At 33.2% G+C, this 14,561-nt stretch carries 14 protein-coding genes and 1 other annotated feature (1 of these 15 only partly in view); of the genes, 5 read left to right on the top strand and 9 right to left on the bottom strand.

Annotated features, from left to right (window positions below):
- Nucleotides 1–62 precede the first annotated feature (62 nt).
- On the bottom strand, nt 63–410 hold the full coding sequence (locus ANASTE_RS11570; RefSeq protein WP_007050987.1) for a hypothetical protein: 348 nt from the start codon (nt 408–410) through the stop codon (nt 63–65).
- Between the two features lie 251 nt (nt 411–661).
- On the opposite strand from ANASTE_RS11570, the gene metG reads away from it, so the two are divergent.
- Genes metG through ANASTE_RS11990 form a run of 3 tightly spaced genes read left to right on the top strand, consistent with a single transcriptional unit; the run spans nt 662 to nt 4,113 of the window.
- Nucleotides 662–2,617 carry a methionine--tRNA ligase gene (gene metG / locus ANASTE_RS10430; RefSeq protein ID WP_007050986.1) on the top strand — a complete coding sequence of 652 codons (1,956 nt, stop codon included), beginning with the start codon at nt 662–664 and terminating at the stop codon, nt 2,615–2,617.
- Between the two features lie 8 nt (nt 2,618–2,625).
- The gene (locus ANASTE_RS11995; RefSeq protein ID WP_007050985.1) at nt 2,626–3,267 is read left to right on the top strand and encodes a cyclodeaminase/cyclohydrolase family protein; all 642 of its coding nucleotides are present in this window, start codon (nt 2,626–2,628) and stop codon (nt 3,265–3,267) included.
- Complete coding sequence (locus tag ANASTE_RS11990) at nt 3,268–4,113, top strand: bifunctional 5,10-methylenetetrahydrofolate dehydrogenase/5,10-methenyltetrahydrofolate cyclohydrolase (protein ID WP_007050984.1); 846 nt, start codon at nt 3,268–3,270, stop codon at nt 4,111–4,113.
- Between the two features lie 40 nt (nt 4,114–4,153).
- Here the strand turns inward: ANASTE_RS11990 and prmC are convergent, their stop codons facing one another.
- Nucleotides 4,154–4,993, bottom strand: coding sequence for a peptide chain release factor N(5)-glutamine methyltransferase (gene prmC, locus ANASTE_RS10415; RefSeq protein WP_007050983.1), 840 nt, complete (start codon nt 4,991–4,993; stop codon nt 4,154–4,156).
- A 17-nt stretch (nt 4,994–5,010) separates the two neighbouring features.
- A complete protein-coding gene (locus ANASTE_RS10410; RefSeq protein ID WP_007050982.1) occupies nt 5,011–6,138 on the bottom strand; it encodes a THUMP domain-containing class I SAM-dependent RNA methyltransferase in 1,128 nt (375 codons plus the stop codon).
- A 175-nt stretch (nt 6,139–6,313) separates the two neighbouring features.
- Between ANASTE_RS10410 and ANASTE_RS10405 the strand changes: the two genes are divergently transcribed.
- Nucleotides 6,314–7,633 carry a CCA tRNA nucleotidyltransferase gene (locus tag ANASTE_RS10405; RefSeq protein ID WP_007050981.1) on the top strand — a complete coding sequence of 440 codons (1,320 nt, stop codon included), beginning with the start codon at nt 6,314–6,316 and terminating at the stop codon, nt 7,631–7,633.
- A gap of 368 nt (nt 7,634–8,001) precedes the next feature.
- On the opposite strand, the gene lspA is transcribed toward ANASTE_RS10405, so the two are convergent.
- Nucleotides 8,002–8,466 carry a signal peptidase II gene (gene lspA, locus ANASTE_RS10400; protein ID WP_007050980.1) on the bottom strand — a complete coding sequence of 155 codons (465 nt, stop codon included), beginning with the start codon at nt 8,464–8,466 and terminating at the stop codon, nt 8,002–8,004.
- A 117-nt stretch (nt 8,467–8,583) separates the two neighbouring features.
- On the opposite strand from lspA, the gene ANASTE_RS10395 reads away from it, so the two are divergent.
- Nucleotides 8,584–9,783 carry an AI-2E family transporter gene (locus ANASTE_RS10395; RefSeq protein WP_039945586.1) on the top strand — a complete coding sequence of 400 codons (1,200 nt, stop codon included), beginning with the start codon at nt 8,584–8,586 and terminating at the stop codon, nt 9,781–9,783.
- Nucleotides 9,784–9,892: 109 nt separating this feature from the next.
- Here ANASTE_RS10395 and ANASTE_RS10390 read toward each other — a convergent pair whose 3' ends face one another.
- The 5 genes from ANASTE_RS10390 to ANASTE_RS10375 all read right to left on the bottom strand — a co-directional run bounded on the left by ANASTE_RS10390 (nt 9,893) and on the right by ANASTE_RS10375 (nt 14,382).
- Nucleotides 9,893–11,077, bottom strand: a complete 1,185-nt coding sequence (locus ANASTE_RS10390; protein WP_007050978.1) for an SH3 domain-containing protein — start codon at nt 11,075–11,077, stop codon at nt 9,893–9,895.
- A gap of 364 nt (nt 11,078–11,441) precedes the next feature.
- Nucleotides 11,442–12,221, bottom strand: a complete 780-nt coding sequence (locus ANASTE_RS10385; RefSeq protein ID WP_007050977.1) for an ABC transporter ATP-binding protein — start codon at nt 12,219–12,221, stop codon at nt 11,442–11,444.
- Nucleotides 12,218–13,096, bottom strand: coding sequence for an ABC transporter permease (locus tag ANASTE_RS10380; RefSeq protein WP_039945584.1), 879 nt, complete (start codon nt 13,094–13,096; stop codon nt 12,218–12,220). The genes ANASTE_RS10385 and ANASTE_RS10380 overlap by 4 nt, the downstream gene beginning before the upstream one ends.
- 253 nt (nt 13,097–13,349) lie before the next feature.
- On the bottom strand, nt 13,350–13,694 hold the full coding sequence (locus ANASTE_RS12360) for an ABC transporter substrate-binding protein (protein ID WP_007050975.1): 345 nt from the start codon (nt 13,692–13,694) through the stop codon (nt 13,350–13,352).
- A gap of 13 nt (nt 13,695–13,707) precedes the next feature.
- Nucleotides 13,708–14,382, bottom strand: coding sequence for an ABC transporter substrate-binding protein (locus ANASTE_RS10375; protein WP_007050974.1), 675 nt, complete (start codon nt 14,380–14,382; stop codon nt 13,708–13,710).
- 66 nt (nt 14,383–14,448) lie between these two features.
- Nucleotides 14,449–14,561 (bottom strand) — a binding site (T-box leader) (it continues 122 nt past the right edge of the window).

Genomic DNA, 14,561 nt, shown 5'->3' with positions numbered 1-14,561 from the left:
TTTTGATAAAATATTATCAGATATAACAATATAACATTAAATGTAATAATGACCATATCTGATTAAAATATTACATTTTCGGGAAAAAGATCTTTTGCGGAAGGCAAATCCCCAAGCTCATCATTTATATCTAAAAAGTCCACATATTTTTCCGCTTCCGCTTTCGATTTATAAATCGTAATTTTATCATAAGGTGTCAAAGAACTTTTCCAATCCTTCGGTGATTTCATAAACCTTTTACTGCTTTTGTTTATCAAATAACATTTAAGTTCTTTTGAAATATAATATATAGGATTTCTGCTCCAAAGTTCAAAGTCGAGTCCTATACCTCCTATATATCCACCGTCACTATCCGCCGCTATCCCGAAACCTCCGTTGATACCGGTCATATCCACATATAATTTATTCATTTTTTCCCTCTATCTTTAATAAAACAAAATACAAACTCAATAAAAAATCACAGAAATAATTCTTAAATATATAATACCAATTAAACTTGATTTGTTCAAGTGAACAGAGAAAAGTGATTATTTATGATATAAGTAAAATCATTAAAGGTTTTGTTATGATTTTTTAGGATAAAATATTAATATAATTGATTTTAAAGGTGATATTTGGTAATATTAAGTTATTATTGCTTTTATTAAGGAGAGATGAGTAAATGAGTAAAAAACCATATTATATTTCAACCGCAATAGCTTATACTTCGGGGAAACCTCATATAGGAAATACTTATGAAATAGTATTGGCCGACAGTATAGCAAGATATAAAAGACTTACCGGATACGACGTATATTTCCAAACGGGAACGGACGAACACGGACAAAAAATAGAAACAAAAGCAAATGAAGCGGGGATAACTCCGCAAAAATTCGTAGACAACGTTTCAGAAGAAATCCACAGGATCTGGGATATCATGAACACAAGCTACGATAAATTCGTAAGGACAACAGACCCATATCATGAAAAAAAGGTACAGCAGATATTTAAAAAGCTATACGAACAAGGTGACATTTATAAAGACGAATACGAAGGAATGTACTGCGAACCCTGCGAATCATTCTTTACGGAAAGTCAGCTAATAGACGGTAAATGCCCAGACTGCGGGAGAGAAGTGTCTTATGAAAAAGAAGAAGCATATTTCTTTAAATTAAGCAAATATGCCGACAGATTAATGGAATATATAGAAACTCATCCCGAGTTTATTCAGCCGGAATCAAGAAAGAACGAAATGGTAAACAACTTCTTAAAACCGGGGCTAAAGGACTTATGCGTATCGAGAACAAGCTTTAAATGGGGTATCCCCGTAGATTTTGACCCGGGACACGTAGTTTATGTTTGGATAGACGCACTCTCAAACTATATCACTTTCCTTGGATACGACCCTGACGGGAACCACGAAGAAAACTATAATAAATATTGGCCAGCAGATGTGCATTTAATAGGTAAAGATATCTTAAGATTTCATACCTTATACTGGCCTATCATGCTCATGGCTCTTGATTTACCTCTTCCAAAGCAAATCTTCGGACATCCTTGGCTGCTTCTCGGCGAAGGAAAGATGAGCAAATCAAAGGGAAATGTTATTTATGCCGACGACCTTGTAGATTTATTCGGAGTAGACAGCGTAAGATATTATCTTTTAAGAGAAATGCCTTTTGCACAGGACGGGACCCTTACTTATGAACAGCTTATCGACAGGATAAACGGAGAACTCGTAAATATTTTAGGTAACCTTGTAAACAGGACCATTGCAATGAGCAAGAAATATTTTGACAGTATCGTTTCAAATCCAAAAGATATAGAAGATATAGATAATGAACTTATTGAACTTACGGAAAAAACGCCTCTTTTGGTAGAGGAAAAGATGAACGAATTAAAAGTTGCGGATGCGATAAATCTGATTATAGCTCTTGCGAGAAGAAGTAATAAATATATCGATGAAACGATGCCTTGGGTACTTGCAAAAGAAGAAGATAAACAGGACAGATTAAGAACGGTTCTATATAACCTGCTTGAATCCATAAGAGTCATCGGTGTTCTTATAACTCCTTTCCTACCCGAAACGGGAGAAAATATCATCAAGATGTTAAACACTAAAAATTCATCTTATGAAAGTATCTTAAAATTCGGCGGACTTGAAGAAGGTATAACATTAAACAAAGCCTTCGTTTTATTCAACAGACTCGATGCAAAAGAAGTCTTGGCTAAGATAGATAAAGAAGATAAAAAAGAAGAAAAAACACAAAAGAAAAAAGACAAGAAAACTAAAAAAGAAGTCGAAGAAATCAGTGAAATAAGCATTGATGATTTTGCAAAAGTAGACCTTAGGATAGGTAAAATACTCTCTGCAAAAAAACATCCCGACGCCGATAAATTACTCGTATTCGAAGTAATGGTGGGAAGTGAAAAAAGACAAATCGTTTCCGGTATAGCAAAATACTTTACTCCCGAAGAACTTGTCGGTAAAAACGTCGTAGTCGTTGCAAACTTAAAACCAGCAAAACTAAGAGGCGAAATTTCACAGGGAATGATTTTACTTGCGGAAGATAATGACGGGAAACTTACATTCATAACTCCCGAAGAAGATATCGAAAGCGGACTTAAAGTCAGATAGGTAGAATTATGGCTTATAAAAATATAGAAGTTGAAGAATTTATAAATAAAACTTACAGCAAGGACCCTGCTCCCGGAGGAGGCGGGGTTTCTTCTTTATGCGGTTCCCTCGGAACTGCTCTTGCAGGCATGGTTTCAAATTTTACCACAGGTAAAAAGAAGTACGCCGAATTTGAAGAAGACATAAAAGAAATAATCAATAAATCAAAAAAACTGCAAAACAGATTTCTGGACCTGATAGATGAAGATGAAGAAAACTTTCTTCCCTTGTCTAAAGCATATGGGATAAAAGCAGAAACGGAAGAAGAAAGAAAGCAAAAACAAAAGGAAATATCGAGATGTTCCATTATCGCCTGCAAAGCTCCGATGGAAATCATCGACACCGCATACGAAGCGATAATGCTTCATAAAGAACTTGTAAAAAAAGGCTCTGTTTTACTGATAAGCGATGTGGGTGTTGGGATAGAATGTTTAAGAAGCGCTTTAAAAGGCGGATATCTTAACATGATGATAAACATGGGAACCATTACGGATAAAGATTTTATAGATAAAAACTTAAATACTTATAAAAATAAAGTCAATGACGGAATAAAACTATGCGATAAAATATACGAAGAAGTATTGAACAAATTAAATATAGAGGGTATATAAATGACAAAGAGATTACTCGGTAGTACTGTTACAAATGAAATAATATTGAAATGCAGAAAAGAATGTGAAGAATTAAAGTCAAAAGGTATCAAACCTCAGCTTGCGGTTTTAAGAGTAGGAGAAAATAAAAGCGACATTTCCTATGAAACGAGCATAATAAAATTAATGGCTAAGGCTGATATATCCGTAAAATCCGTCGTACTGAAAGAAGATATATCACAGGAAGATTTCGATAACAATTTAAAAGTTTTAAACGATAACGATAAGATACATGGCATATTGGTTTTCAGACCTCTTCCAAAACAGCTTGATGAGGACAAAATAAAATATCTGATAAATCCCAATAAAGACATCGACTGCTTTTCACCGATCAATCTGGCAAAAGTCTTCATATCAGATAATAGCGGATTTTATCCATGCACTCCTCTCGGAGTAATGGAAATATTGGATCATTACGATATTGAACTTGAAGGCAAAGAAGTAGTTCTTATAGGAAGAAGTCTCGTAGTGGGTAAACCACTTAGCATGATGTTACTTGACAGGAATGCAACGGTAACGATTTGTCATTCCAAAACAAAGAACCTTAAAGAAGTATGCAAAAAAGCAGACGTTTTGATCGCTGCGGTGGGCAGAGGAAATATGGTCAATAAAGACTATATAAAACCGGGTGCTGTGGTAATAGACGTAGGTATAAACTTCGTAGACGGAAAAATGTGCGGAGATGTGGACTTTGAAAGTGCTTATGAAACTGCGGGACGCATAACTCCCGTTCCCGGAGGCGTGGGAAGTGTTACAACTTCCTGCTTGATGGTAAACTTGATAAAGGCGTGTAAAATGGTAAAATAAATACAATAATAAAAAAGAGGATATTTAAATATCCTCTTTTTTATTTTAATTTCCCCACAACAGTCCTGTCAAATCCCGCTAAATCGTTTATGATTTCTATATTCGTAAAGTTATTTTGAATAAGCAGATCCTTAACCTGCTCTCCTTGGTCATATCCGATTTCAAAAATAATATGACCGCTTTCATTTAAATACTTTGAAGCATTTTTTATTATTTCTCTATAGAAGTAAAGTCCGTCTTCCCCGCCGTCAAGAGCTAAAATAGGCTCATACTTTTTAACATCATCTTCCAAAGTCTCTATAATATCTTTTCTTATATACGGTGGGTTCGAAATAATAACATCAAACTTACCCTCTACATTTTCATAGATATCGCTTCTTATAAACTTAACCCTATCATCTACATTATGATACTCAATATTTTTATTCGCTATAGAAAGTGCCTTTTCATTTATATCCACTCCTAAAATATTTACGTTTTCAAGATACTTTGCTGTAGATATACTTATACACCCGCTTCCGACACCGATCTCCAATATATCCAGAGTAATACCCTTAAAATGCTCAATCATATATTCCACTATGATTTCGGTCTCCGGACGAGGAATAAGGGTTTCTCTATCCACATGAAAATCAAGTCCCATAAATTCTTTTATACCTGTTATATAACCGAAAGGTACATGTGCGCACCTCTTATTTACGAGTTGTTCATATTCATTGATCTCTTCATCTGTCAACTCATAATTTAAATCAGTTATAAAAAAGACATCATCCTTTTTTAATAAATATTTAAGCAAATATTTTGCTTCATTTATCGGATTTTCTATATTATTTTCTTTTAATTTTCTACTTGCAGTTTCAAGAGCCTCTTTTACAGTCATTAATACCTCTCTTTAAATCACTTTCTTTTGGGATAATACTGATATAAATAACAAAGCATATTCCCGTTGAATAACTTTCTGTTCCTATCCGCTTTTTCACCGAAGTATTTTTGAAACATCGGATGAGCACATAAAACAAACAGTTTCCAATCCTCCAAATTTTCATACATCTTTCCGAAATCTTTATATAACTGTATTACTTCTGCTTCATTGCCTATCCTTTCAGCATAAGGAGGATTTACTATCATAAGACCGTTTTTCTTTCTGGAGCGAAATTCTTTCATATCCATTTTCTGAAAAGCGACTGCATCTTCAACGCCGGCTTTTCTTGCATTCTCGTTAGCTAGCTTTATGGCTCTATAATCTATATCGTTTCCCAGTAGTCTCACTTCGGCAGGTTTGATTTCCGCTCTCGCTTCTTCCTTTAAAAGCTCGAAGTCTTTACTGCTATACTCTTTCCATTTTTCAAAAGCAAATCCTCTGTTAAGCCCGGGAGCTATATTCTTTGCTTTCATTGCAGCTTCGATAACAATAGTTCCGCTTCCGCACATGACATCGCTGAAAGGTCTGTCGCCTCTGTATCCGGAAAGTAAGATAATACCGCTTGCCAAAGTCTCTTTTAAAGGTGCTTTTAATGCGTTCTCTCTGTACCCTCTCTTATGAAGCCCCTTACCGGAAGTATTTATAAAAATGCTGACCTTATCTTTTTTTATATTCACTATCAATTCATAGTATGAACCGCTTTCACTTAGCTTGTTTAATTTATATTTTCTCTTAAGTCTTTCAACTATAGCTTTCTTTACGATTTTTTGGATGTCTCTTTTGGAAAACAATTTGGACTTTACACTGCTTATTTTTGTAGCATTAAAACCTGCATTTTTTTCAAATATATCTTCCCAAGGATAACTTTCAACATTATCAAAAAGGTCATCAAAAGAATATGCATCAAAGGTAGTTATAAATATAAGCACTCTTCCCGCAGTCCTAAGGTGAAGGTTTGCATTCATCACATCTTTTTTGTTTCCTTTAAAATAAACTTTCCCGTCTTCCACCTTATCTATTTCATATCCAAGGTCGGTTACTTCTCTCTTAAGTACTTTTTCAAGTCCGAAAGTACATGTGGCAACTATAGTTAAATTATTCATTAAAATTCTCTTTTCTTTATTTGTTCTTATAAAGTTTATCAAAAAAGAGATGTTTTTGAAAGAGAAAAGTTAGTTTTTATATCATATTGTTATATTACTTTATATAGGAATTTGAATAGTAAAAAAACAGTTGGTAAAAATCTATGATAAGTGTTAAAATCAAGTAGGTGATATTATGAAATTAGATATATTAAAAGAAGCAAAAATCATTTTAGATAAATTTAATAATAACGGATATGAAGCATATATAGTTGGAGGATGTGTAAGAGACTTGTTATTGGGAAAGACTCCCAAAGACTACGATATAACAACAAACGCATCTCCGAAAGAAACAATGGAGTTATTCAAAGAATATAAAACCATACCGACAGGTATAAAATACGGGACCGTAACTGTAATAATAAATAATACCCCCATAGAAGTCACGACATTCAGAAAAGAAGGAAAGTATATAAAAAACAGGAAACCCGAAAGTGTAGAGTTCTTATCAAGTATAGAAGAAGATTTATCGAGAAGAGACTTTACGATAAATGCAATGGCTTATAATGAGAAATCCGGACTTATCGACTTATTTGAGGGAAGACAGGACTTAGAAAAAGGTATCATAAGAGTTGTCGGAGACGGTAAGGAAAGATTTAAAGAGGACGCGATAAGGATACTCAGAGCCTATAGATTTATGGGCAGATATGATTTTGAAATAGAAAATAACACTTTAAATGCTATCAAAGAAAATATGCATTTACTTAACAATGTAGCAAAAGAGAGGATACTTCCCGAGATAAAAGAAATATTTGAAAGCGATATGGATATCAACAAAATGGATTTTATAACTGTTCTATTTCCTATCATCAAAGAATGTTTCCATACTTATCAAAACAATAAATACCATATGCAAAACGTCGGAGAACATACCTACAAAACATTCAATAATATAGAAAATGTATTTCATTTAAAAATGACTATGCTGCTCCATGATATAGGTAAGGTCAAAACTAAAACGACTGATGCAGAAAATACAGACCATTTCTACAATCACTCCGATATTTCCCGGGAAATGGCTAAAAACATACTGGATGATTTTAAATTCGACAATGATACCAAAGAAAAAATACTGCTGCTTATAAAAAATCATGACAAATATATGGCTCCGAAAAACAAATATGTAAAAGAAAAACTTAACGAATTCGGTGAGGAACTATTCTTTGATTTAATAAAAGTCAGGATCGCCGATGACGAAGCAAAAAATCATGAACTGGTAAAGGATAATCTAAAAAGATTTAGGGACACCGAAGAATTTGCTAAAAGAGTAATAAAAAACAAAGAACCTTATAGGATAAGCGACTTAAAGATAAACGGAGATTACATTATATCCTTGGGCTTTACCGGTAAAGACGTAGGGGAAATTTTAAAATATCTTTTAAGTGAAGTAATAGAAGATAAGGATAAAAATGATAAAAATAAATTGATTGAGCTAGTTAGAGAATATAAAAAATAAAGACTAAGTAATAAGTCTTTATTTTTTTACTAAGTTTAAAAACTATGATTATAAGATTTTCTCTATTATTTTTTAACTGCTTATTGCTATATATTCTAATTAAATAAAACATTAAAACACAAAGAAATAATAAATTTAACAAATTTATATAAATAAGGATATCGATCGTATAAAATAAATAATACACCACATAAAATCTTATTATATGATATATATACCTAATATTATATAATGTTATGACTCATTATTTTTTATTTTATAACAAAACAAAAGGACCTAAGCAAGATCCTTAATATTTTCAATAAACATTAAATAATTAAAATAAAGTCATTAATAAAATTTTAAATGAATTTTGATTATCTCACTTATTAAAATATACTCTCATCATCCTTAGAAAACAAAATGTATATACAAAATAAAATCCCGCCTATTGTTATAAAAACATCGGCAATATTGAATATTGCAAAATTTATAAGTCTAAAATCAAAGAAGTCGGTTACAAAACCATGAAAAAATCTATCTATAAAATTACCTATTGCTCCCCCTAATATAAAAGATAATCCGAACAGCAGCATTTTGTTATGATTTTTCTTTTTTATATTTTTAAATAAGAAGTAAAAAACAACCAATATAAATACTAGACTTACAACAGTAAGAAGCGCTGTATTTTTAGAAAAAATGCTGAAGGCAGCCCCGGTATTCTCACAGTAAGTAAAATGAAACACATCTTTTATAAGAGGGACGGTGCCTATAGGTTTTAAATTATCTATAACGATTTTTTTACTTATCTGGTCTAAAACCACACTAATAATAACAATCAAATAATATATCATATTAACCTCGTAATTATTAAATTTTAATTAATTATATCATAAATATACTTTCTTTATAGTATTTTAACTTATTAGTATGATATAATTTGAAAATAAATGAAAAAAGAGAGGGATACAATGAAAAAATTCAAAAATATTGAACGGAAATATATTGAATACCTCGTTTTAATAACGCTTGCGGTATGTTTTATAATAGCTTTTTACTTTGGCATTCAAAATTTATCTTCTTTCAGCAATAAACTTGTGGGTATATGGAATGCATTTTATGTTCCTTTAAAGCCGGTACTCATAGGCTTTATAATAGCGTTCTTCCTATATCAGCCGGTAGACAACCTATACAACAGGATAAATAAACACTCCAAGTTTAAGGACGGAACCAACCGCGTTCTCTCTTCAGTAGCGGTAATGATAATAGCTATCTTGATAATCACACTAATAGTATATATCGTCCTTCCGAGTACTATCACAAGTATAACATCACTTATAACATCAATTCAGGATAATATGGGATCGATAGAAAGTTTCGTTACTGATTTAACTAAGCACCCTATGGTAGTTAATATCCTAAACTTTTTCAATATAGACATAACTACATCAAGCGGAGTGAATGCAACATTGGTAAATATGCTGAGCTTCGCAAAAACCTGGGTCGAAGGAATAGGCACAAACCTGGTAAATGCAACGATGAGTGTAGGTAAAACAGTTTACAATGTATTCATAGCAATATTCCTTGCACTTTATATGCTAATAGATAAAGACACTTTATTAAGACAAGTTTCAAGAGTTTCAGAAGCAGTATTCTCAGAGAGGATTTACGGAAGAGTATCTTATGTATTGGATTTAATGAATTATATGTTCTTTAAATTCTTATCCGGCAAAGCTATATGCTCACTGATAGTAGGAGCAATGGGAATGGCTCTTGCATATATATTCAAAATCAAGTACGCTTCACTCATAGCATTCATCATAACGATAACAAATATGATACCTCTCTTCGGACCGATATTCAGTGTCATCCCATGCTCTATATTCGCAATGATTTCAGGCGGACCTATCCAGGGAATTATTATGGTACTCATAATAATCTTCATTCAGCAGATCGATCAAAACGTTCTTGCACCGAAAATACTTGGCGACGTAGTGGGACTAAACGGTTTTTGGGTAATAGTTTCAATCATATTCTGCGGAAGCCTGTTCGGAGTTGTGGGAATGGTAATAGGAATACCTATTTTTGCGGTGCTTAAAATATTGATGGGACAATGGCTAATGGACAGAAAAGATGAAAACAAACCGCCTCTGCTTACAAGTAATAAATAATTTAATACAATAAAATCCTTTATCTGGAGAACGGGGCACTACGCCTGCTACGCAGATTCCGCGCCCCGTCACAAAAAAGACACTTGAAAGTGTCTTTTTTATTGCTTATTTAATTTTCAGAAGTATCCGCTGTATCTGAATTGCTTTCTATATTAGCATCGTTATCAACGATAAGTATTATATTTTTCAAACTTCCTTGATAAACAACTTTAACTTTATTACCTATAATCAAGCCATTCTTTGTATGTATTTCAACACCGTCGGTAAGGATATCAACTTTTTTGCCTTTATTTTCGCCCTTTGTCACTTTTACAATCAAATTATTCATAGTCGCATCTTCGATCGTACCTTCAATTATCTTTGTATCTGAAGAAGCAGGCTTGCCAGTAGTAGTATTATCTTTTTTCTTGTTATTTTTATTGTCCTTCTTGGTATCTTTTTTAGCTGTTTTTTTCTTTGTCTCTTCTTTTGTTGTAGATGATACAACTTTCTCTTTTGGTTTATCCGTTGATAAGTAATGAGTAGATACACATGCTACACGGCCATTATATTCGATCCTGCTCCAGCCATTATCATAAATACCTATACGCTTTACACTTTCTCCATAATTCAAACTGCCAACTACTTCAGAAGATAAACTATTTGCTTTTCTTACTCGAACTACGCAAGTCGCATAAACAGTTTCATTTACTTTTGATATCTTAACGGCATTTTTACCATTATTCTTATCATGTTTGGCTCTTTCTTTGTTCATTTCATTATCAATAATTTCATGTACAGTCACAAGAGAAGTATCTGTTCCCTTTATTTTCCCGGAATACGAAATGTGAATAATATTACCTTTTTTTATACCATTCTTATAATGAACTTCCGCATTGTTGATATCAAATGTTAATTTTTTGCCGCCTGATCTAACAGTCAGCTTATCGTTTTTAATATTTACAACAGTTGCTTTAAGAGTAATAACTTCCGCTCCAGTATCCACTACCTTAACGACTTTTACATTAGATGTATCATTTCCTTTAACTTCCCCTGAATATAAAACAGAGATATCATCGCCTTTTTCAATATCTTTTTCTGTAACTACAGCAGCATTGGATATATCAAAGATCAAGTCTTCATTTGCTCTCGTCTTGATTTTTAATGAGCCGTCTCCAACTTCTTCCGCTGTTCCTTCTACCTGATATGTTGCTTGCTGCTGTTCTTCAATATTTGAATCATCTTTATTAGATGAACAAGATGCTATTGAAAACATCATACAAAGCACCATAACAGCACTTAAAAGTTTTTTCATATCATTCTCCTTTAATTAAAACTATTTTTATCTTATTTTACACTTTTTTGAGTTATTACACAACCATAATTCATACGTATTGTAACAGCATAGTTCCATTACGAAAAGAGGACGTTTTTACTTATTTCTATAAGATATAAACAATATTTATTACATTATATATTAATCCATGTAACAAATAAATAAAGTTACAAAAAATATACATTAATAACAAATTAATACAAAATATGATATTTAAAAACTTATCATGAAAACGGGGCACTACGCCTGCTACGCAGATTCCGCGCCCCTTACCCTTTATATATCTACAATAAAAAAGACCGCACACAGCAGTCTTTTTTAAGTTTGAATGTTATTATTTATTCTAAAGCGAATTGCCGCTTTCGATACTTATTTCATTAAATCTTTCAAGCAGGTCATCTATCATAACGGATTTCTTTTCACTTCCTGATTTATCTATGATAGCATTTCCGTTATGCATCATCATTATCCTATTTCCGTATTCAACGGCAAAGCGAAGGTTGTGAGTTACCATTACTGTAGTAATATTCTTTTCCCTTACTATCTCATCGGTAAGTTCCATTATTATTTCTGCAGTCTTTGGGTCGAGTGCTGCAGTATGTTCATCTAAAATCAGAAACTCTATATCCGCCATAGTAGTCATAAGAAGAGCCATAGCTTGTCTTTGCCCTCCGGACAGCGAACCAACTTTACTTTCAAGCATATCTTCAAGTCCTAGATTAAGTCTTGACAATAATTCTTTATAATGACCTATCCTCTTTTTATTGGTCCCAAGTCCAAGTCCGTAAGAACTGCCTTTATTATCCGCAAGAGACATATTCTCTAAAATCGTCATACTCGGACATGTACCCATGGAAGGATCCTGATACACTCTTCCTATTTTTCTGCTTCTGACAAATTCTTTCTGCTTTGTTATATCTTCTCCGCCGAGTATTATCTTTCCTTTTTCCGGAGATAAACTGCCGCAGATAAGATTGAGCATTGAAGTCTTTCCGGAGCCGTTGCTTCCTATTACGGAAATAAAATCCCCATCGTTTATGTCCAAATTAAAATCTTTGAAAAGACAAACTTCGTTTATCGTACCTATATTATAATACTTATCTATATGTTCTAATCTTATCATTCTTTCACCTTCTTTTTACGGTCCATACTGAATACCAATATTACAAAGAATAATAAAGCCGTTATTAACTTTAAATCAGAAGCCTCCAGACCGCACTCAATAGCAATAGCAACACATGCTTTATATATAACAGAACCGAATACTACAGCTGTAGTCGCCTTTATCTTATCTGTTTTAAATACATTCATACCTATTATTACACTTGCAAGACCTATAACTATAGTCCCTGTCCCCATTGTGATTTCAAAAAACCTCTGCTGCTGACACATAACGCTTCCCGCTAAAGCAACAAGTCCGTTTGCTATCGCTAAGCCTATTATTTTCGTTACCCCACTGTCTTTTGCCAAAGAAGTAACAATTTTTTCATTGTCCCCTACAGCTCTAAGTAAATATCCGGACTTCGTCTTAAGATATAAATCAAGTAAAAGTTTAGAGATAATAAGAACTATGAATATTATTATCATAGTCTTATAAGGAGCAAGAAATTCAGGGAATATACCATTTATAAAATCATTATCGAATATAGTCTTATAATTGAATATAGGTACATTTGCAACACCTCCCGCTATACGAAGATTTATCGTATATAATGCGGTCATCATGATTATCCCCGATAATAAATCTCTTACTTTAAATTTAACATGTATGATACCTGTAAGAACTCCCGATAAGGCTCCTAAAAGCGTTGCCGCAATAAGAGTCAAATAAGGATTTACCCCCGCTATAATAAGCATTGCCGTAATTGCAGCTCCCAGAGGAAATGTCCCGTCAACGGACAAATCTGGAAAATCCAATATTTTATATGTTATATATACGCCTATTGCCATGATTGCATATATAAAGCCTTGTTCAAAAACGCCGATGATCAAATCCAACTTTTTATCTCCTTTTCTTATTTAAATAAATAAGTATACAGTTAAGATGTGCCTTAACCATATATTTAATTACTTACTATTTAATTCATACGTCAAAAGTCAAGCTCCGCTAAGTTTTTCGAGAATACCATAAGTTTTACATAATAAATTTAATAAGGGTTAGATAAATTTCTTTAGAAATTTATGATTTTAGGAGCTCAACCTTTTTGACGTTTGAATACTTTATTAAAATCCCAAGGGATAATAAACTATATTATTTATTTTCGCCTGACTGTTCTATTTTATCAAAAGTCTGACTTGCCTGTTCTTTCACACCGTTGCTGATTTCAATACCAAGGTCACTTGCTACTTTGGTATTTATAACGATTTCGCCGGAATCAAAAGTTTCGAAAGGCATATCTTTTGCCTTAGCTTCGCCTTTTAAAACTTTAGCCGCCATTTTACCTGTCTGGTTACCGAGTTTTACAAAATCGATACCTACACATCCGATACATCCTATCTTAACTTGTTCTATTTCTGAACCGAAAACAGGTTTCTTAGCTTTGTTTGCCTTATCTAAAATCGTAGGAAGATTACTTACTACAGTATTGTCAGTCAAATTTGTGATACAATCAACTTTTTTTAACTAAGCTGTCTGTAGCCATAGGGATATCAGCCGCACTGCTTGTTCCCTGAGTTATTATTTTTACGCCATACTTGCTTGCTGCTTTTTCGTAAGCTTCGATACCCGCTTTTGAATTAACTTCACTGGTACTGTAAAGTATACCTACATTTTTTACTTTTGGCATCATATCGGTAATTAGTTTTAATTGGTCATCGGCAAGTACCAAATCAGATGTTCCCGTGATTTCTCCGACATTTTTATCGCTGTCATCAACAAAACCCGCAAGTTTCGGAGATGTTACTGCCGTATATATAACTGGAATGTTCTTATCCTTAGCAGCATTATATGCACTTTGTGCACTAGGAGTAGCTATCGCACAAATCATATCCATATCTTTTGAAGCAAAGCTTGAAGCTATTTGGTTATCAGTTGCAGCGTCCGAACCGGAGTTCTTGTAAGTCACATTCAAATTCTTGCCTTCTTCGATACCTTCTTCTTTTAAACCTTGTAAAAATCCTTCTCTGCAATTATCAAGTGAACCGTGATTTGCAAACTGTAAAATACCGAGTTCGTATGTTTTATCCGCCGAATTACCGCTATCGCTGTTTCCGCAGCCGGCAAATAATCCTACTGCACATACTAAACTAAGTCCAACCATCAATAATTTTTTTGTTCTTTTCATTTCTTTTCCTCACTTTATTAAAAATTTTTATTTTTAATATAGAAAAAGCCCCAAGCAAATTGCTTTGCTTGAGGCGAAATTATCCGCGGTACCACTCAAATTGACATAAAAGTCCACTCTCATACACATACCATCATATGCGCCCGGTCTGATAACGGGTCGGGAACCCGATGACCCCT

This window comes from Anaerofustis stercorihominis DSM 17244 (assembly GCF_000154825.1).
GTDB classification, from domain to species: Bacteria; Bacillota; Clostridia; order Eubacteriales; family Anaerofustaceae; genus Anaerofustis; species Anaerofustis stercorihominis.
Note: the sequence above shows the minus strand (reverse complement) of the source record. Positions and strands in the feature narration are given on the sequence as shown.